Origin of the sequence: Streptomyces sp. NPDC046716, assembly GCF_040645755.1 — a bacterium.
Taxonomy (GTDB): domain Bacteria; phylum Actinomycetota; class Actinomycetes; order Streptomycetales; family Streptomycetaceae; genus Streptomyces.
In genome coordinates, this window is record NZ_JBEYYU010000038.1 from 58,786 (window position 1) to 77,799 (window position 19,014).

15 protein-coding genes are annotated in these 19,014 nt (G+C 70.1%); 5 read left to right on the forward strand and 10 right to left on the reverse strand.

What is annotated here, in order from left to right; all coding sequences use genetic code 11:
• Positions 1-29: 29 nt before the first annotated feature.
• Positions 30-1,493 carry a DUF4192 domain-containing protein gene (locus tag ABZ930_RS26345; protein ID WP_361552451.1) on the reverse strand — a complete coding sequence of 488 codons (1,464 nt, stop codon included), beginning with the start codon at positions 1,491-1,493 and terminating at the stop codon, positions 30-32.
• A gap of 133 nt (positions 1,494-1,626) precedes the next feature.
• On the opposite strand from ABZ930_RS26345, the gene ABZ930_RS26350 reads away from it, so the two are divergent.
• Together ABZ930_RS26350 and ABZ930_RS26355 are read left to right on the forward strand one after the other, a co-directional pair.
• Complete coding sequence (locus ABZ930_RS26350; RefSeq protein ID WP_361552454.1) at positions 1,627-3,789, forward strand: RecQ family ATP-dependent DNA helicase; 2,163 nt, start codon at positions 1,627-1,629, stop codon at positions 3,787-3,789.
• A 223-nt stretch (positions 3,790-4,012) separates the two neighbouring features.
• Entirely contained in the window at positions 4,013-4,651 is a 639-nt protein-coding gene (locus tag ABZ930_RS26355) for a hypothetical protein (protein ID WP_361552457.1), read from the forward strand.
• Positions 4,652-4,732: 81 nt separating this feature from the next.
• On the opposite strand, the gene ABZ930_RS26360 is transcribed toward ABZ930_RS26355, so the two are convergent.
• The 3 genes from ABZ930_RS26360 to ABZ930_RS26370 all read right to left on the reverse strand — a co-directional run bounded on the left by ABZ930_RS26360 (position 4,733) and on the right by ABZ930_RS26370 (position 6,816).
• The gene (locus ABZ930_RS26360; RefSeq protein ID WP_361552460.1) at positions 4,733-5,368 is read right to left on the reverse strand and encodes a hypothetical protein; all 636 of its coding nucleotides are present in this window, start codon (positions 5,366-5,368) and stop codon (positions 4,733-4,735) included.
• A 68-nt stretch (positions 5,369-5,436) separates the two neighbouring features.
• Positions 5,437-6,138: a ribonuclease HII gene (locus ABZ930_RS26365; RefSeq protein ID WP_111662572.1), complete on the reverse strand. Its 702-nt coding sequence runs from the start codon at positions 6,136-6,138 to the stop codon at positions 5,437-5,439.
• 51 nt (positions 6,139-6,189) lie between these two features.
• A complete protein-coding gene (locus ABZ930_RS26370) occupies positions 6,190-6,816 on the reverse strand; it encodes a TetR/AcrR family transcriptional regulator (protein WP_361552464.1) in 627 nt (208 codons plus the stop codon).
• A gap of 464 nt (positions 6,817-7,280) precedes the next feature.
• On the opposite strand from ABZ930_RS26370, the gene ABZ930_RS26375 reads away from it, so the two are divergent.
• Entirely contained in the window at positions 7,281-8,798 is a 1,518-nt protein-coding gene (locus tag ABZ930_RS26375) for an MFS transporter (RefSeq protein ID WP_361552467.1), read from the forward strand.
• 132 nt (positions 8,799-8,930) lie between these two features.
• Here the strand turns inward: ABZ930_RS26375 and ABZ930_RS26380 are convergent, their stop codons facing one another.
• The 3 genes from ABZ930_RS26380 to ABZ930_RS26390 all read right to left on the reverse strand — a co-directional run bounded on the left by ABZ930_RS26380 (position 8,931) and on the right by ABZ930_RS26390 (position 11,221).
• Positions 8,931-9,845, reverse strand: coding sequence for an ADP-ribosylglycohydrolase family protein (locus ABZ930_RS26380; protein ID WP_361552470.1), 915 nt, complete (start codon positions 9,843-9,845; stop codon positions 8,931-8,933).
• Between the two features lie 12 nt (positions 9,846-9,857).
• The gene (locus tag ABZ930_RS26385; RefSeq protein WP_361552473.1) at positions 9,858-10,517 is read right to left on the reverse strand and encodes a histidine phosphatase family protein; all 660 of its coding nucleotides are present in this window, start codon (positions 10,515-10,517) and stop codon (positions 9,858-9,860) included.
• A 98-nt stretch (positions 10,518-10,615) separates the two neighbouring features.
• On the reverse strand, positions 10,616-11,221 hold the full coding sequence (locus ABZ930_RS26390) for a YdbC family protein (protein WP_361552476.1): 606 nt from the start codon (positions 11,219-11,221) through the stop codon (positions 10,616-10,618).
• Between the two features lie 202 nt (positions 11,222-11,423).
• Here ABZ930_RS26390 and ABZ930_RS26395 point away from each other — a divergent pair, with 202 nt between their 5' ends.
• Positions 11,424-11,960: a TerD family protein gene (locus ABZ930_RS26395; protein ID WP_361552479.1), complete on the forward strand. Its 537-nt coding sequence runs from the start codon at positions 11,424-11,426 to the stop codon at positions 11,958-11,960.
• A gap of 105 nt (positions 11,961-12,065) precedes the next feature.
• On the opposite strand, the gene ABZ930_RS26400 is transcribed toward ABZ930_RS26395, so the two are convergent.
• Positions 12,066-14,960: a vitamin B12-dependent ribonucleotide reductase gene (locus ABZ930_RS26400; protein WP_361552482.1), complete on the reverse strand. Its 2,895-nt coding sequence runs from the start codon at positions 14,958-14,960 to the stop codon at positions 12,066-12,068.
• A gap of 135 nt (positions 14,961-15,095) precedes the next feature.
• A complete protein-coding gene (gene nrdR / locus ABZ930_RS26405) occupies positions 15,096-15,641 on the reverse strand; it encodes a transcriptional regulator NrdR (RefSeq protein ID WP_361552485.1) in 546 nt (181 codons plus the stop codon).
• Between the two features lie 516 nt (positions 15,642-16,157).
• Here nrdR and lexA point away from each other — a divergent pair.
• Positions 16,158-16,943, forward strand: coding sequence for a transcriptional repressor LexA (gene lexA, locus ABZ930_RS26410; protein WP_351455876.1), 786 nt, complete (start codon positions 16,158-16,160; stop codon positions 16,941-16,943).
• 80 nt (positions 16,944-17,023) lie between these two features.
• Here lexA and ABZ930_RS26415 read toward each other — a convergent pair whose 3' ends face one another.
• Positions 17,024-18,997: an ATP-dependent DNA helicase gene (locus ABZ930_RS26415; protein ID WP_361552489.1), complete on the reverse strand. Its 1,974-nt coding sequence runs from the start codon at positions 18,995-18,997 to the stop codon at positions 17,024-17,026.
• Positions 18,998-19,014: the final 17 nt, after the last annotated feature.

The window sequence follows — 19,014 nt, forward strand, 5'->3', positions numbered from 1 at the left end:
CCGCGGCCCGCCCCCGGCCGCGATCCCGCTCATCCGTCGCCCCGGGATTGCGGACGTCCCGTGCGGCGCCCCGCGGGCCTTCGTGACGCCCGCGTCCCCGCCCGGGCGGGTCGGGTGCCCGCTCCCGAACGCCGCTCGCCCCTGCGACGCAGCGCCGCCGCCAGGCCACGGGCCGCCCGGGAGATCCCCGGGTCCTCCACGCCGCCCGGCACCACGACGGCCGGGCTCCTGGCCTCCTCGCCCACGGCTTCCGGAACCGGGCCCGCCACAGCCTCATCGGTCGTGCCGTCGGCGGTCCCGGGCTCCGTGGGCGTCGACCCCGCGGCGTCGCCGACCGTCACCTCGCTCGTCGCGGGCTCGGCCTCCCGGTCCGCACGGATCCGGCGCAGGGACTGCCGCACCGGCTCCGGATCGACTCCTTCGGAGCGGGCCTCGTTGAGCAGTCGGGCGAACTTGTAGTGCGGATCGACGCTGAGCGCCATCTCCAGCGCGTGGTCCGCCTCGACGGTGTCGCCGAGCGACCAGGCCACCCAGCCGGCGAGGGTCAGCGGCGCCGCCGCATGCTCGCCGTACCCTCCGACGCACCGCCTGGCCAGGGCCCGCCACAGGCGCAGTGCCGCAGGGGCCTCATCGCCCTCCATCCACTCGGCCACGCGGTCCCTGGTCATCCTGTCCTGGAGGCCCAGGATGAGGGCGGCGGCCTCGTCGTGCGCCAGTAGTTCGTCGTCCCTCAGGTCCGCGTCCAGTGCGTCGTCGACGCCCGGGGCGTCTGCGAGGCGCCCCAGGACGAGCCGGGCCAGGCTCAGGGTCTGCGCCTCCACTTCCTCGCGCGGGGCGCCGGCGAGGATTCGCGGCACGAGATCCATCGCCGCCGCGTCCAGGGCACGGGTCTGGTCGGGGACGAGGGCCGTCTCCAGGGGCGCGAGCCGCGCTGTCAGCTCGGCCACGGACTGTCGCACGTGAATGCCCGCGTAGGCGGCCGTCGCCGCCATCACCGAGGTGCCGTCGGCCGCGATGGTGTTGCCCTCGGGCGGGCAGCAGTCGGGGCGCGGGCAGCAGTAGCTCCAGTACCGCCCGTCGGAGAGGCAGAGCGCCTCGGTCACCGGTACGTCCAGTACGCCGCACTCGGTCCGCAGCAGTTGGGCGAGGGGGCGCAGGCGCTCCACGACCGATGGTACGGGCGCTGCCCTCCGGGCCGACGCGTCCTGGCAGAGGAACGCGACGACGCTGTCCGGCCGCCCGTCCCTTCGCTCGCATCCGCCGACCAGACAGCGGGCCAGCTGCTGCGCGACGGAGGGCCAGTCCTCGGATCGCTCGGGGATGCCCAGTCGCACCCGTCCGCCGAACCGCCCTTTGTACAGGGCGACGAGAACGATGCTGTCGTCGGGCCGGAACCCGAGCAAGTACGGCAGCGCCTCCGCCAGTTCGCCGGCAGTGCGCAGAGTGATCTTGGCCGCGCCGGACGTTCCGACGGGCTCGATGTGATTCGTCATGCGAGGACCATGCACCGGATCGCACGATTCCGTTTTGACCTGTGGATAACCTCGATCAGGGACACGACATGAGTTGTCCACAGCTCGGCGGACTCATTCGCGCGATGTCAGTGCCATCGGGTTGCATGGGGGCATGAGCAACGAAGATCTGCGGACCGCGGCCGACACCGTGCTGGCCCGCCTCGTCGGAGACGCCAGCGGCACGGCCCGGCTGCGCGAGGACCAGTGGCGGGCGATCGAGGCGCTGGTCGCCGATCACAGACGCGCTCTGGTCGTGCAGCGCACCGGCTGGGGCAAGTCCGCGGTGTACTTCGTCGCCACGGCTCTGCTGCGCGAGCGGGGCAGCGGCCCGACGGTGATCGTCTCTCCACTGCTCGCCCTGATGCGCAACCAGGTGGAGGCGGCGGAGCGGGCCGGTATCCGCGCCCGGACGATCAACTCGTCCAACACGGAGGAGTGGGACTCCGTGCGCGCCGAGGTCGCGTCGGGCGACGTGGACGTGCTCCTGGTCAGCCCGGAGCGGCTGAACAACCCCGACTTCCGGGACAACGTGCTGCCTCAGCTGTCCGCGGCCACCGGCCTCCTCGTCGTCGACGAGGCACACTGCATCTCCGACTGGGGCCACGACTTCCGCCCCGACTACCGTCGGCTGCGCACGATGCTCGCCGACCTGCCGCAGGGCGTCCCGGTGCTGGCCACGACCGCGACGGCGAACGCACGGGTGACGGCCGACGTCGCCGAGCAGCTCGGCACCGGCGGCGGCTCGGACGCACTCGTGCTCCGCGGCCCGCTCGACCGCGAGAGCCTCAGCCTCGGAGTGCTGCAGCTGCCCGACGCCGCGCACCGACTGGCCTGGCTGGCCGACCATCTGAGCGAGCTGCCGGGGTCCGGGATCATCTACACCCTCACGGTCGCCGCCGCCGAGGAGGTCACCGCATATCTGCGTCAGTGCGGGCACGTCGTGACCTCGTACACGGGAAAGACCGAGAACGCGGACCGGCAGCAGGCGGAAGAGGACCTGCTGGCGAACCGGGTGAAGGCCCTGGTCGCGACCTCCGCACTCGGCATGGGATTCGACAAGCCGGACCTCGGCTTCGTCGTCCACCTCGGATCCCCGTCGTCGCCCATCGCGTACTACCAGCAGGTGGGACGCGCCGGGCGCGGGGTCGAGCACGCCGAGGTGCTGCTGCTGCCCGGCAAGGAGGACGAGGCGATCTGGCGCTACTTCGCCTCCCTCGCCTTCCCGCCGGAGGAGCAGGTGCGCCGCACGCTGGACGTGCTGGCCCAGTCCGACCGGCCGCTCTCGCTACCGGCTCTCGAACCTCTGGTGGAGCTGCGCCGCTCGCGCCTGGAGACCATGCTCAAGGTCCTGGACGTGGACGGCGCCGTGCACCGCGTGAAGGGCGGCTGGATCGCCACGGGACAGCCCTGGATCTACGACACCGAGCGCTACGCATGGGTCGCCAAGCAGCGTGAGGCCGAGCAGCAGGCGATGCGCGAGTACGCGACGACGACCGGCTGCCGGATGGAGTTCCTGCGCCGGCAGCTGGACGACGAAGAGGCCGCTCCCTGCGGCCGCTGCGACAACTGCGCGGAGGGCCGGTTCACCACCTCGGTCTCGACGGCGGCGCTGGACTCGGCACGCGGCGAGCTCGGGCGCCCCGGCGTGGAGGTGGAGCCCCGCAAGATGTGGCCCACAGGGCTCGCCGCGGTCGGCATCGACCTCAAGGGCCGTATCCCGGCGGGCGAGCAGGCGGGGCCGGGCCGCGCGCTCGGCCGCCTCTCCGACATCGGCTGGGGCAACCGGCTGCGCCCCATGCTCACACCGCAGGCCCAGGACGGACCGGTCCCCGACGACGTGGCACGGGCCGTGGTGGAGGTGCTGGCCGACTGGGCCAAGGGCCCCGGCGGCTGGGCGTCCGACGCCGCTGACGCACCACCGCGCCCGGTGGGAGTCGTCACCATGGCCTCGCACACCCGGCCGCAGCTCATCGACTCTCTCGGCGCGGGCATCGCCCAGGTGGGCCGGATGCCCCTGCTGGGACGGATCGAGTACGCACCGGGCAGCGACACCGCGCACATCCCGCGAAGCAACAGCGCGCAGCGGCTGCGCGCCCTCGACGGCACCCTGACGCTCTCGCCCCAGCTGGCCGAAGCGCTGGCACACGCGGGCGGCCCGGTGCTGCTCGTGGACGACTTCATGGAGACCGGCTGGACGCTGGCGATGGCCGCGCGCCTGCTGCGCCGGGCCGGTGCGGAGGGGGTGTTGCCGCTGGTCCTCGCGGTACAGGGCTGACTCAGGCATCCATGGCACAACCTTTGGGCAGGGATATAGGCGACGCATCGCCAAATTCCGGTCCCGAGCCCTAATTGCTCGTTGCCGTGCGCCAGTACGACGGGAAGAATTGGAGCCGCTCCCCGCGCGGCTCCCCCGTGGCCCGGATAGAGCTGTACCGCGGTGCGCCCCCCAGTCCGACCCCGCCTGCCCTCCAGGGTGGCGTGTAGCCGAAGGGAGGATCGTGACCTTCGGATTCGCTCCGTCCTCGGCGACATCGATACCCGCGTCCTCGATGCGCGCCGAGAGGTCCGCAGATTCCATCGACCGACCGACCAGGCTGCTGGAACCCGCGGAGTGGGCGGCAGCCGGAATTCCCCTGCTGCGCAATCCGCGCGAGGTTGTCAGCGGCCTGCACGCCCGCCACCGACCGATCCCGCGCACCGCCGTCGTGGCGGTGCTCGACCCGGAGGAACGGCTGCGCGCCAGCGCGTCGTTCACACGCCGTGAGGACGGCACCGACGGCTGGACGTTCCGCAACGCCCTGCTGTCCCAGCTGCGCCGGGTCATCCCGCACGACCTGCGTCGGCGCACCCCGGTCCGTACCGCCGTCCTGCTCTACTGCCGCGAGGGGGACACCCACTGGACGGAGGAGGACGGTGCGTGGATGTGGGGGCTGCGCGATGCCTGCACGCTGCACGGTCTTCGCTGTGGTGCGTACATCACGATGACTCGTGACGGCTGGCAGGTGCTCGGTGAGGGCCGCGGCGGCCGCCGCCCCAGCCTCGGCTCCGTGGCCGAGGTGCTCGGCGGCAGCGAGCAGTCCGCGCCGCGCACCGGCGGCGCCGCGACGGAGATGCTCCGCCGCGCCGCAGCACGCTAGAACGCGCGGCCGGGGCCGCGCGTGGGCCTGCCGGGCTCCCCGGTCACCGTCGACCGGTGCGGGCAGCCGGCAAGCCGCGCGTCAGACCCCGGCGCCGAGCAGCGAGTTGATGCGCTGCGGGTCGCCGCAGACGACCAGCAGGGCACCGGCCCGGCCGAGCGCGAGCGGCAGTGCGGTCGCGGCCGTCTCGTCGACGCCGCCGTTCAGGGCGACGACGACCACCGGGCGCGCGGCGGCCCGGTCCAGGGCAGCGGCATCGGCGTAGAAGACGTCGTCGCCCGCGTCGTGCTGAGCCCAGTAGGCGGCCTCGCCGAACGACAGCTCGTGCGCGGCCCACGGGTGCGGGTCACCAGTGGTGATCACCAGCACTTCGCCCGGCGCGCGACCGGTGTCGAGCAGCAGGTCAAGGGCTTCCTCAGCGGCGTCCAGCGCACCCTCGGCCGAGGCCGGAATGAGCTGGATCTGCGGCTGGGCGGCCGAAGTCGAAGGGATGGCAGGGGCGTTCGGCCCCGGCGTGGGAGACCCGACCGGCTCGCGCGGCGTGCGCTGCGCGGGCGGTGCGGGCCTTGCAGGACCCGGACGACCGGGTCGCGACGACGCCGCGGGACGCGGGCCGGGAACAGGACGGGGGGTCGGCGCGGTGCGGCTGCTGGCCGGCGTGGCGCGGGGACCCTGGGCGCTCTCGTGAATCTGAGGCTCCTCGGGAATGAGAGGCATGGGTTGATATCTATCAAACGCGGGTGTGGTTCGCGCCAGCGGGTGGCACAACAGTGCGAACGCAAGAATCAGAAGTCGAAGCCGAGCTGACCTTCGATCTCTGGAGCGCTTGCCTCCGCCCAACTGCGGGCCTTCTTGAGGTGCCGCCACTGGGGCAGCGCATCAAGATACGCCCACGAAAGCCGGTGGTACGGGGTGGGCCCCCGCTCCTCCAGCGCGGCGCGATGCACCGGCGACGGGTATCCGGCGTTGGCCGCAAACCCGAAGTCTGCATGGTCGAGGCCCAGTTCGGCCATCATTTTGTCGCGACGAACCTTGGCGATCACCGACGCCGCGGCGACGGAGATGCAGGAACGGTCACCCTTGATCACCGTACGGACCTGCCAGGGAGCACCCAGGTAGTCGTGCTTCCCGTCGAGGATGACGGCGTCGGGCCGCACGGGCAGGCTCTCGAGAGCCCGGACGGCCGCGAGGCGGAGAGCCGCCGTCATGCCGAGGTCGTCGATCTCGTCGTGGGACGCGTGCCCCAGGGCATGCGCGGTGACCCAGCCCTCCAGCTCGTCCGCGAGCGTCTCACGGCGCTTGGGACTGATCAGCTTGGAGTCGGTGAGACCCTCGGGCGGGCGGCGCAGCCCCGTGACGGCGGCACAGACGGTGACCGGTCCGGCCCAGGCACCGCGGCCGACCTCGTCGACACCGGCAATGATCTTGGCACCGGTGGTGGCGCGCAATGAGCGCTCGACGGTGTGGGTGGGGGCTTCGTACGGCATGGCGCCAGACAGCGTACGCCGCCGAGCCTCCCGCGCGACACCCGGCTCGCCTCAGTCCGCGTGCCGCACCAGCAGGGGGACCATGACGTCGTCGATCAACTCCACCAGATCCTCGTCCCTCCATTCGCTTCCGCACACCTTCGAGCGATACATCATCATCGCCGGGATGACGTCGCACACAGAGGCGCCGACCGCGTCCTCACGTACGTCTCCGCGCGCAATTCCGCGGCTGATGACCTCTTTGACCAGCTCGACGCCGGGCTCGATGATCCCCTGGATGATCACGCTGTGAAAGCGCTCCGCAGTGAGGGTGTCGCATTCGTGAATGACGGAGAGGAGCGCGGATCCGGGGCGCGAGAACATGGCGTCGCGCATCTGTCGGCACAGCTCCAACAGGTCCTCGCGGACGCTTCCGAGGTCCGGCACGGAGTCGACCTGCGGGAGTCCGGCCTGGAGCGCGTCGATCACCAGGTCCTCCTTGGAGGGCCAGCGCCGGTACACCGCGGCCTTGCCGGTCTGCGCGCCGGCGGCGACACCCTCCATGGTGAGGCCGTTCCAGCCGACCGTGCTGAGCTGATCGAGTGCGGCTTCGAGGATGGCCCGTTCCAACACGGGGCCACGCCTGCGCAGGGCGGCGGCCGACCGAGCGGGGTCGGCCGTCCAGCGCGAAGTAACCATCTTTTTCTCTCCATTGAGCGGTTCGGGAGCGGTCCGGACGCGAGTGGCGGTTTCGGCGAACGATCAGGTCCGGCGAAAGGGGACCCACCACCGTCGAGGCGAAGCGGACGGGCACGTTCAGTAGCGCTCCCGTGGGGGATCCATGGTGGCAACCTCTCCGTCGGCGCGAGATCTGCGGGCCCCGGCCGGGCCCCGCCCCTGACCAGGATGTCAGGCGAGGGAGCTTCTTTCGACGGCCCGGACCCGGGAATCACCAGGCCGCGCCCCGGGGCCGAGCGCGCCTGCACCAAGCATCCAGCGAGACGCTCAACCCCCGGACCACCCCTTGGAGTCAACTCTCTTAAGGAACGCTTGCGTTCACCAAGAGCCGCTCGCTAAGGTCTGGATTAGTGAACGCTTACGTTCACTAATCCGCTTCTGGGGGACATCCTGTGACGCACGATCAAATCCAGACGCACGACCCCATGCCCACCGTGCCGAAGCCTGCCGCTCGCTCACCACGGCCCGGCATCGCCCTCGCGGTGATCGCCGCCTGCCAGCTCATGGTGGTGCTCGACGCGACCATCGTGAACATCGCACTGCCGCACATCCAGACCGCACTCAACTTCTCGACCACCAACCTGACGTGGGTGGTCAGCGCCTACACCCTCACCTTCGGCGGAATGCTGCTGCTGGGCGGCCGCGCCGGGGACATCCTGGGGCGTCGCCGGGTCTTCATCAGCGGCATCCTGCTCTTCACCTTCGCCTCGCTGCTCGGCGGACTGGCCCAGGAACCCTGGCAGTTGCTCGCCGCGCGCGTGCTCCAGGGCGTCGGCGGCGCGATCGCCTCGCCGACCTCGCTCGCACTCATCACCACGACATTCCCCGAAGGTCCCGAGCGGAACAGAGCGTTCGGCATCTTCGCCGCCGTCTCCGCGGGCGGTGGCGCCGTGGGACTGCTGGCCGGCGGTGTCCTCACGGACTGGCTGGACTGGCGCTGGGTGCTGTTCGTGAACGTGCCGATCGGCATACTGATCGCCGCGCTCGCCCCGCGCTACATCAAGGAGTCCGAGCGCCACCCAGGCCGCTTCGACCTCACCGGCGCGCTCACCTCGACCCTCGGCATGGTCGCGCTCGTCTACGGCTTCATCAGGGCCGCGTCCGACGGCTGGCGCGACGGGCTCACCGTGGGCGCGTTCGCCGCGGCCGTGGTGTTCCTCGCCGCCTTCGTCTTCGTCGAGTCCCGTGCCAAGGAGCCGATCACCCCGCTCCGGATGTTCGCGGACCGCAACCGCTCCGGTACATACGTGATCATGATCAGCCTCGCCGCGGCGATGTTCGGCATGTTCTTCTACATCGTGCTCTTCGTGCAGAACGTGCTGGGGTACTCCCCCATCCGCGCCGGTCTGGCTTTCCTGCCGGTCACCGTCGTGATCGCCCTGGGCGCGGGGATATCCCAGCGGCTGCTGCCGACGCTCGGCCCCAAGCCGTTCCTGATCACCGGCGCCACCCTCGTCACCATCGGACTCGCCTGGCAGTCGCTGGTCGACTCGGGAAGCTCGTACGTGGGTGGTGTACTCGGTCCGATGCTGATCTTCGGCTTCGGCATGGGGCTCAACTTCGTCACGGTCACGGTCACGGCCGTCTCCGGAGTGGCCCCACACGAGGCGGGCGCGGCCTCCGCCCTGCTCAACACGACGCAGCAGGTCGGCGGCTCCCTCGGGCTGTCCATCCTGACCACGGTCTTCGGCACTGCCAGTCGCGACGAGGGGACCAAGCAGGTCACGTCGTTCATGTCCCAGGCGAGCCCGGAGCAGAAGGCGGCGTTCGCCAAGACACATCAGCTGCCGGCCCCGTGGAGCCACGAGGTGCTCTCCCATGGGATATCGACGGCGTTCATCCCGGCGGCGGCCATGGGTGTGCTCGCCCTCGTCGTCGCCTCGGTCGTCATCCGCGTGCGCAAGAGCGACATGGAGTCGCTCAGCGGCGCTCCGGCTCTGTAACCGGCGGGCCCGACGGTCGCAGGTTCCCCCGGTCTCGGCCTCGATGGCCGGCCCGCCCGTCACCAAGGGCGGGCCGGGCACCTGGTCATCGATGCGGGGTTCACCGTACGCGCGTGAGGGAGCCTGGGCCGCTCAGTGGGACGACGTGGTGAGAGCCCACTTCGGCAGCGGCTCCGTGCGCTCGACCCACTCGGGCGAGGGCTCTCCGCCCTGGCCGGAGGCGACGACTCCACCCACGATCGCGCAGGTCGTGTCCAGGTCTCCGCCGACCTGGGCGGTGTTCCAGAACGCGTTCTCGAAGTCACCGAGGCCACGCGCCGCAGACCAGAGGGCGAACGGCACGGTGTCGTGCGCGGTCGTCCGTCGCCCGCAGCCGAGCACCGCGGCGACCGTGCCCGGATCGCCGTAGTCGAGCATGTCCCTGGCACGGCGCAGACCCGCCTGCACCGCACTGCGCGGCACCAGCGCGATCACCCCGTCGATCAGGTCGTGCGGGGTGGGCGGCGGCCCCTGCGGGGTAGCCACCAGCGCCGCGGCGGCGGCCACGGCCATCGCTCCGACGACGGCCTCACGGTGCTGGTGCGTCGGGTAGGCCGAGATCTCGGCCTGATGCGTGGCCTGCTCGGGGTCGTCGGCGTAGTAGGCACCGAGCGGGGCGATCCGCATCGACGCCCCGTTGCCCCACGAGCCCTGTCCGTTGAACAGGGCGGACGCGAGGGCGCGCCAGTCACCGCCTTCGCGGACCTGTCGCAGCAGCCGATTGACCGCGGGGCCGTAGCCCCGGTCGAAGTCGTGATGTTCCGCGAAGGAGCGGGCCAGGTCGTCCTGGTCGATCCGGTCGTGGGCGGCGAGGACGGCGACCACGGAGCACGCCATCTCGGTGTCGTCGGTCCACTGCCAGGTGCCGTCCGGCAGGGCGCGGCGCTTGAGCAGCGGATAGTTCACGGGGACAAAGAACTGCGACCCCAGCGCGTCTCCCACGGAGAGTCCACGCAGGCTGGCCAGGGCGCGGTCCATGCGCCGGTCGGGAGAGGAGTCAGCGATCATCGCTCTGCCACTCTATCCGGTGACTCCATAGGGCCTCGGTTCACACCATCGCTCGAATTCGCGGTCGAGTGCATACTTGCCGTTCTCCCCGAGAACGAGCGACCTCGTCTCGGCGTTCCCAGGGTTCGACAGCGACTCGAAGTCCTGGACGGTCCAGTGGAACCACCGCATGCAGAACAGCCGCATGGTCAGGCCGTGGGTCACGAGGAGCACGTTCGGCGGGTGGTCGGGGTCCTCGAAGCTGCGGTAGAGGCTCTCCAGGAAGGCGCCGACCCGGTCGTACACGTCCGCTCCGGACTCGCCCTGCGCGAAGCGGTAGAAGAAGTGCCCGTAGGCGTCGCGGTACACCTTCTGGAGCCGTACGTCCTCGCGGTCCTGCCAGTTTCCCCAGTCCTGCTCCCGCAGGCGCGGCTCCTCCCGCACCCGCACAAGATCGGGATCGAGGCGGAAGGCGCGGAACGTCTCGTGGGTACGCCGGTAGGGCGAGACGTAGACGCTCACCCGCTCGCGGCCGAACAGGTCCCGCAGTTCCTTTCCGGTCTCCTCGGCCTGCCGCCAACCGGTGTCGGTGAGCGCCAGAGCGTGGTCCGGTTCGCGCTCGTAGACGGTGTCGTCGGCGTTTCCTTCGGATTCGCCGTGCCGGACAAGGACGATGCGCCGCGGTCGTGCCATACCTCGACCCTAGATCGGATCGGCCCGGTTCGAGCACTCGTACGGCCCATCCGGCGTAGATCGAGTGCCCCGTGCGGCACGCGCGCGTGCCGACGCGTTCAGACCGTCCAGGTGGGATCCAGTCGCACGATGTCACCGGAGACGGCGGAGACGTCGTCGTCCGTCTGAGCGCGCAGGGACAGCCGCTCCACCCGGTCGACCTGGTACTTGCCGTGCTCGGCCGCCGACCGCCACATGGACAGGACCAGGAACTCCTCGTCGGACGCCGCGCCGAAGAGCCCACGGACCATTCCGGGCGATCCGGCCATCGCCGGGTTCCACACCTTCTGCTGCATCAAGGTGAAGTGCTCGGCCCGCTCGGAGTGCACTCTGCAGTGCGCCACCCGCACCACGTCCGCGTCCGTGAAGCGGGGCTCGAAACCGGTCTTCACATCGAAGCGGTAGTCGAAGAGCTTCGCCTGCATGTCCTTGTACGTGCCGGACTGGCCGGCCGCGAGCCGGTCGTGGGCGCGCGCCATGAAGGAGTCGTAGAAGGCGCGGCTCTCCCAGAAGCCGAAGACATGGGCCACATCCGGCCGCTGCCTGCTCCATCCCCCGCCCTGCCCCCGGAACCCCGGCTCCCCTAGGAGCCCCGCCCATTTCCGCTGTCCCCGCTCGAACCCCCGACGGTCCACCACAGTGCAGCGAATCCACTTGACCAGCACCGCGCCATCGTACGGCGCGGTGCGTGACGCTGGGTCACTCTCCGGCGCAGTGGCCTCCTCCGCGCCGGGGGCGGTCGGAATCACTCGGAGAAATCCCGCCACGGCCACCCCGGCGCATACCCCACGGACGGGCTCACCGTTGTCGGTGGGACGACGTAGCGTGTGAGTAGCACTCAACATCGCACCGAGAAGGGGGAGTTCGGTGAGCAGCCTCCGCAAGGGGATCGAGAAGGTCGAGGTCGGGCTGAAGTGGGACCCGAGCCCGATCGGCTCGCCACCCCACGACCTGGACCTGGTCGCGGCCACGTACACCCACGAGGACCCGCGCGGCACTCCGGCCTATGTCGTCCACTTCGACAGCCGCTCCCCGGACGGGACGATCGTCCTGAACCGGGACAGCAGGAACGGACAGGGGTTCGGGTTCGACGAGGTCATGACGCTCGAACTGGACCGTCTGGGCACGCGGTTCACGCGCGTGGTGGTGGGCGTCGTCCTCCAGCAGAACGAGGAGCCGTCCGAGAGGCCGAAGGCGTTCTGGAACGTGGCGAGCACGGGCGTACGCATACGCGAGGGCATCACCGATCTGTCGGAGCACGACTTCTCCACAGTGGCGGCCCACTCGGCGGCCACGGTCGCCGAGTTCACCCGGGACGCCGACGGCGCGTGGGTGTTCCAGGAGATCGTCCGCGGCTTCGACGGTGATCTGAACGCCTTCACCTCGGCCATGGGCGCCCTGTAGCGCCGTCGGCGGTCACCCATGCCGAAGGGCGGCGGAACCACCGGGGTTCCGCCGCCCTCAGGTCAGGCGATCGCTCCGGCCCGGAGGCCGGACCGAACCGTCAGATCAGCTGCAACCGCTGGTCGAGCCGCAGCCCTCGCAGATGTAGCAGGAGCCGGCGCGCTGCATCTTCGTACCGCAGGAGAAGCAGAGCGGGGCGTCGGCCTGGATGCCCAGCTGCATCTCGACGAGCTCGGCGCTGGTGTGCGCCTGCTGCGGGGCGGGCACGACGGCGGCGGCCTCGGCCTTCGGCGTCTCGACCGCCTTCAGCTCCTGGGCGAGCGGCGCCGACTGGGCCAGACCCTCGACGTCGACCTCTTCCTCGGACGGCTCGTACGAACCCGTCTCGAGGTGACGCTGACGCTCGTCGGCCGAGTGGATGCCGAGCGCGGAGCGCGTCTCGAAGGGCAGGAAGTCGAGCGCCAGGCGGCGGAAGATGTAGTCGACGATCGACTGCGCCATCCGCACGTCCGGGTCGTCCGTCATACCGGCCGGCTCGAAGCGCATGTTGGTGAACTTCGAGACGTAGGTCTCCAGCGGCACGCCGTACTGGAGGCCGACCGAGACGGCGATGGAGAAGGCGTCCATCATGCCCGCGAGGGTGGAGCCCTGCTTGGACATCTTCAGGAAGACCTCACCGAGACCGTCGTCCGGGTAGGAGTTGGCGGTCATGTAGCCCTCGGCGCCGCCCACCGTGAAGGAGGTGGTGATGCCGGGACGGCCCTTGGGGAGACGCTTGCGGACCGGGCGGTACTCGACGACCTTCTCGACGGCCTCGCGGATCGTCGCCTCGGTCTTCTCGGTCACCTCGGCCTTCTCCTGCTCCTTCTTCTTGGCGGAGAGGGGCTGGCCGACCTTGCAGTTGTCGCGGTAGATGGCGAGCGCCTTGACGCCCATCTTCCAGGCCTCGAAGTAGACCTCCTCGACGTCCTCGACCGTCGCCGTCTCCGGCAGGTTGACGGTCTTGGAGAGGGCGCCGGAGATCCAGGGCTGGATGGCGGCCATCATGCGGACGTGGCCCATCGCGGAGATGGAGCGCTCGCCCATCGCGCAGTCGAAGACCTCGTAGTGCGCGGGCTTGAGGCCGGGGGCGTCGATGACGTTCCCGTTCTCGGCGATGTGCGCGACGATCGCCTCGATCTGCTCCTCCTGGTAGCCCAGGCGGCGCAGGGCCTGCGGGACGGTGCCGTTGACGATCTGCATCGAGCCGCCGCCGACGAGCTTCTTGAACTTGACCAGGGCGAGGTCGGGCTCGAGGCCGGTGGTGTCGCAGGACATCGCGAGACCGATGGTGCCGGTCGGCGCGATGACGGACGCCTGCGCGTTACGGAAACCGTTCTTCTCGCCGAGGCGGACGACGTCCTGCCAGGCCTCCGTGGCGGCGGCCCAGATCGGGCTGTCCAGGTCGTCCATGCGGACGGCCGTGGTGTTGGCGTCGGCGTGCTGCTTCATGACGCGCTGGTGCGGGGTGGCGTTCTTGGCGTAGCCGTCGTACGGGCCGACGACCGCGGCCAGCTCGGCGGAACGCTTGTAGGACGTACCCGTCATCAGCGACGTGATGGCGCCGGCGAGGGCGCGGCCACCGTCCGAGTCGTAGGCGTGGCCGGTCGCCATGAGCAGGGCGCCCAGGTTCGCGTAGCCGATGCCGAGCTGACGGAAGGCGCGGGTGTTCTCACCGATCTTCTCGGTGGGGAAGTCCGCGAAGCAGATGGAGATGTCCATCGCGGTGATGACCAGCTCGACGACCTTGGCGAAGCGCTCGACGTCGAAGGACTGGTTGCCCTTGCCGTCGTCCTTGAGGAACTTCATCAGGTTCAGCGAGGCGAGGTTGCAGGACGTGTTGTCCAGGTGCATGTACTCGCTGCACGGGTTCGAGCCGTTGATGCGGCCGGACTCCGGGCACGTGTGCCAGTGGTTGATGGTGTCGTCGTACTGGATGCCGGGGTCGGCACAGGCCCAGGCCGCCTCGGCCATCTTGCGGAAGAGCGACTTGGCGTCGACCTCTTCGATGGTCTCGCCGGTCATGCGCGAGGTGAGGCCGAACTTGCCGCCTTCCTCGACCGCCTTCATGAACGCGTCGTTCACGCGGACCGAGTTGTTGGCGTTCTGGTACTGGACGGACGTGATGTCGTCGCCGCCCAGGTCCATGTCGAAGCCCGCGTCGCGCAGGGCGCGGATCTTCTCCTCTTCCTTCACCTTGGTCTCGATGAAGTCCTCGATGTCGGGGTGATCGACGTCGAGGATGACCATCTTGGCCGCGCGGCGCGTGGCGCCACCCGACTTGATCGTTCCTGCAGAGGCGTCGGCACCGCGCATGAAGGAGACCGGACCCGAGGCGTTGCCGCCCGAGGACAGCAGTTCCTTGGAGGAGCGGATGCGGGAGAGGTTCAGGCCGGCGCCCGAGCCGCCCTTGAAGATCATGCCCTCTTCCTTGTACCAGTCGAGGATCGACTCCATGGAGTCGTCGACGGCAAGGATGAAGCAGGCGGAGACCTGCTGGGGCTGCGGCGTGCCCACGTTGAACCACACCGGGGAGTTGAAGCTGAAGATCTGGTGCAGGAGGGCGTACGCCAGCTCGTGCTCGAAGATCTCGGCGTCGGCGGGCGACGCGAAGTACTTGTAGTCCTCGCCGGCCTTCCGATACGTCTTCACGATGCGGTCGATGAGCTGCTTGAGGCTCACCTCACGCTGCGGGGTGCCCACAGCGCCGCGGAAGTACTTGCTGGTGACGATGTTGACCGCGTTCACCGACCAGAACTCGGGGAACTCGACGCCACGCTGCTCGAAGTTGATCGAGCCGTCGCGCCAATTGGTCATGACGACGTCGCGATGCGCCCACTCCACCTCGTCGTACGGGTGCACGCCGGGGGTGGTGTGGATGCGCTCGATCCGCAGACCCTTGGTCGCCTTGGTCCCCTTGGTGCGGGAACCTCGTGCCGGGCCGCTCGCCGTCTCTGTCATGCCGCCTCCCATATCAGGCTAAAACGCCTTAAAGTGCCTGGTTCTTCCCGTGGCACTGTGTGTTTCTTGTGTTGCGACCGCCGCTCTTGCCGCCCGCAACAGGTCTGTGGATCGCCGCCGCCCGGCCCCTGCCGGTCAGTCGACGGCGTGCGCGGGCACGGGGACTTCCACAGTCCCTCCGGGCCCGCATTCGCCCTCTACGCGTTCTCCGCCCGGGCCGTCCGCTCCCGCGCCGGGCGCATGTTCCCTCAGTTCCGCGATCGCCGACTCGAAGTCCTCCAGCGAGTCGAACGTCCGGTACACGGACGCGAAACGCAGGTAGGCGACGAGGTCGAGCTCCTGAAGCGGGCCCAGTATGGCCAGGCCCACGTCATGAGTGGTCAGTTCGGCGCTGCCGGTGGCCCGCACCGCTTCCTCGACCCGCTGGCCGAGCAGGGCGAGGGCGTCCTCGGTCACCGGACGGCCCTGACACGCCTTGCGCACGCCGTTGATGACCTTGGTGCGACTGAAGGGTTCGGTCACCCCGCTCCGCTTGACCACCATCAGTGAGCAGGTCTCCACCGTCGTGAAACGACGGGAGCAGTCCGGGCACTGACGGCGCCGGCGGATCGACGTGCCGTCGTCCGTGGTGCGGCTGTCGACGACACGGCTGTCGGGATGCCTACAGAAGGGGCAGTACATAACTCCCAACCCTCCTTCACGGCACGACGCGATAGCCCCGAGAGGCTGATCCCGCCTCTCGCAGCAGCCCCCAGCATAGGTGATGCCCGCGGTCCCGGAAGACCGGGGACCACAACTTCTGGGCTGCTGCCGCAATCCAACCACTACATCTGGGGTTTGGTCGCTTTTCCCGCCCTGGTCGCGTGTCGCGAGCCCCGGGCTCCTGGCGCATCGTCCACGGGCCCCACGGGCCACAGGCCCCAGAGGCGCGACGCACGCGAAAACAGGGGCGGTGCCCGATCGACGGGACGGGGAGTGGCAGACTGGGCGAGCCCGCTCGGCGGGCCTCGGCCCCGGCGGTGAAGAGTACCGGATTAAACCGAATTGCCGCTCTTCCGCGGGGGCAGCCATACACCTAGGCGCATGATCACAACAAGCAATCTGCGATTTTTCACTCGAACGTGTGTTTGGCGCAACCTTTCGAAAGGAACTACCGTTGGCTAGCTAGGGAGACATTCTCGAGAGGGGCCTACCGACGTGACCACGACCGCAGACAGTGCCACCATCACTGCCCAGGGCCGCGCCCAGGGCCGACTCGAGCCGGTGCATGCCATGAATGACGCAGCCATGAGCCAGGAGGGGCCCAAGCCCGGGCGCTCTCTGCCCGGCCGACCTCCGGGGATCCGGGCGGACAGTTCAGGGCTCACGGACCGCCAGCGCCGCGTGATCGAGGTCATCCGGGACTCGGTGCAGCGCCGGGGGTACCCGCCGTCCATGCGCGAGATCGGCCAGGCGGTGGGCCTGTCCAGCACGTCGTCGGTCGCCCATCAGCTGATGGCGCTCGAGCGCAAGGGCTTCCTGCGCCGCGACCCGCACCGTCCCCGCGCCTACGAGGTCCGCGGCTCGGACCAGCCCAGCGCGCAGCCGACGGACACGACCGGTAAGCCGGCCGCTTCGTACGTGCCGCTGGTCGGCCGCATCGCCGCCGGTGGGCCGATCCTCGCCGAGGAGTCGGTCGAGGACGTCTTCCCGCTCCCCCGGCAGCTGGTCGGTGACGGCGAGCTGTTCGTACTCAAGGTCGTCGGCGATTCGATGATCGAGGCCGCGATCTGCGACGGCGACTGGGTCACGGTCCGCCGCCAGCCGGTCGCGGAGAACGGCGACATCGTCGCGGCCATGCTCGACGGCGAGGCCACCGTCAAGCGCTTCAAGCGCGAGGACGGCCACGTCTGGCTGCTCCCGCACAACTCCGCGTACCAGCCGATCCCCGGTGACGAGGCGACCATCCTGGGCAAGGTGGTGGCCGTTCTGCGGCGCGTCTGACGCTCCTCCCCTGACCGGGCCCCGGAACCAACTGCGCCGGTTCCGGGGCCCAGCGCTGTCCGCGCCGGGCCGGGATCCGGTTACTTCTCGTCCGCCTTCGCCAGCGCGTCGATCGCCGCCAGCGAGCGGCGCACCTGATTGCGGTCCGTCGTGTACCAGAAGTTCGGCATGGAGGCCCGCAGATAGCTGCCGTAGCGGGCCGTCGCCAGGCGGGGATCGAGGACCGCGACGACGCCCCGGTCTCCCGTCGCACGGACGAGGCGGCCCGCGCCCTGGGCCATCAGCAGGGCCGAGTGGGTCGCCGCCACCGCCATGAAGCCATTGCCGCCGGCGTCCTCCACGGCCTTCTGGCGCGCGCTCATCAGCGGGTCGTCGGGGCGCGGGAACGGGATCTTGTCCATGACCACCAGCTGGCAGCTGGCGCCCGGTACGTCCACGCCCTGCCACAGGGAGAGCGTCCCGAACAGGCAGGTCTTCGGGTCCGCCGCGAAGGCCTTGATCAGCTCGCCGAGGGTGTCCTCGCCCTGGAGCAGGATCGGGAACTCCGGAATCCTGCCACGCAGTTCCTCCGCGGCGGCCTGTGCGCCCCGCATCGACGAGAAGAGCCCGAGGGTACGGCCGCCGGCGGCCTGCATCAGCTCGGTCAGCTCGTCCATCATGTCGGTGCGGGTGCCCTCGCGCGCGGGGCGTGACAGGTGCTTGGCGACGTAGAGGATGCCCTGCTTGGGATAGTCGAACGGTGAGCCGACGTCGACGCCCTTCCACACGGGCAGGTCGTCGCCGGTGGTGCCTTCGGGGGCGAGGCCGAGGGAGGCCCCCACCCCGTTGAAATCCCCGCCGAGTTTCAGGGTCGCCGAGGTCAGGACCACGGAGCGGTCCGTGAAGAGCTTCTCGCGGAGCAGCCCCGAGACGGACATGGGGGCGACGCGCAGCGAGGCGCCGAAACGGTCGTGGCGCTCGTACCAGACGACGTCCCACTCCGAGCCGTTCGTCACCCGCTCCGACACGTCGTGGATCGTCTCGACCGAGGCGAGTGCCTGCTTGCGCACCGCGTCCTCGTCCTGGACAGACTTGTCCCGGGTGGAGCCGAGGGCCGTGATCACCGTGCGGGCCGCGTCGCGCAACGCCATCAGCGCGTACCCCAGGTCCTCGGGGATCTCCTCGAGGCGGCCCGGCAGGGCCAGCTCCATGATCCGCTCGAAGCCCTCGGCGGCGGTCTGGAGCTGGTCGGCGGCCTTCTCGTTGACCAGCTTGGCGGCGCGGCGCACCGCGCGGCTGACCTGCCCGGGTGTCAGCTCGCCCGTGGCGACACCGGTGACCCGGGAGACCAGCTCATGGGCCTCGTCGACGATCAGCACCTCGTGCTGGGGCAGCACCGGGGCGCCCTCGATCGCGTCGATCGCGAGGAGCGCGTGGTTGGTGACGATGACATCGGCCAGTTTGGCGCGCTCGCGGGCCATCTCGGCGAAGCACTCCTGCCCGTACGCGCATTTCGAGGCTCCGAGGCACTCGCGCGAGGAGACGGACACCTGGGACCAGGCCTTGTCGGAGACGCCGGGGGTGAGGTTGTCCCGGTCCCCCGTCTCCGTCTCGTCCGCCCAGTCGCGCATCCGCAGCAGGTCCTGGCCGAGCTTGCTGGTCGGCGCGGCCGCCTCGAACTGGTCGAAGAGGCCCTCCTCCTCTTCCTGCGGCGCACCCTCGTGGAGCCGGTGCAGGCACAGATAGTTCGACCGGCCCTTGAGCATGGCGAAGTCGGGGCGGCGCCGCAGCAGTGGATGCAGGGACTCGACCGTGCGCGGCAGGTCCCGCTCCACGAGCTGGCGCTGCAGCGCCAGGGTGGCGGTCGCCACCACGACGCGCTCCCCGTGGGCCAGGGCCGGCACCAGATAGCCGAGCGACTTTCCGGTGCCGGTGCCCGCCTGGACGAGCAGATGGGAACCGTCGTCGATCGCCTCGGCGACGGTCTCGGCCATGGTGACCTGGCCAGGGCGCTCGGTGCCGCCGACGGCGGTCACGGCGGCGTGCAGGAGCTCGGGGAGTGAGGGCTTCGTCATAGCTCGACCACCCTAAG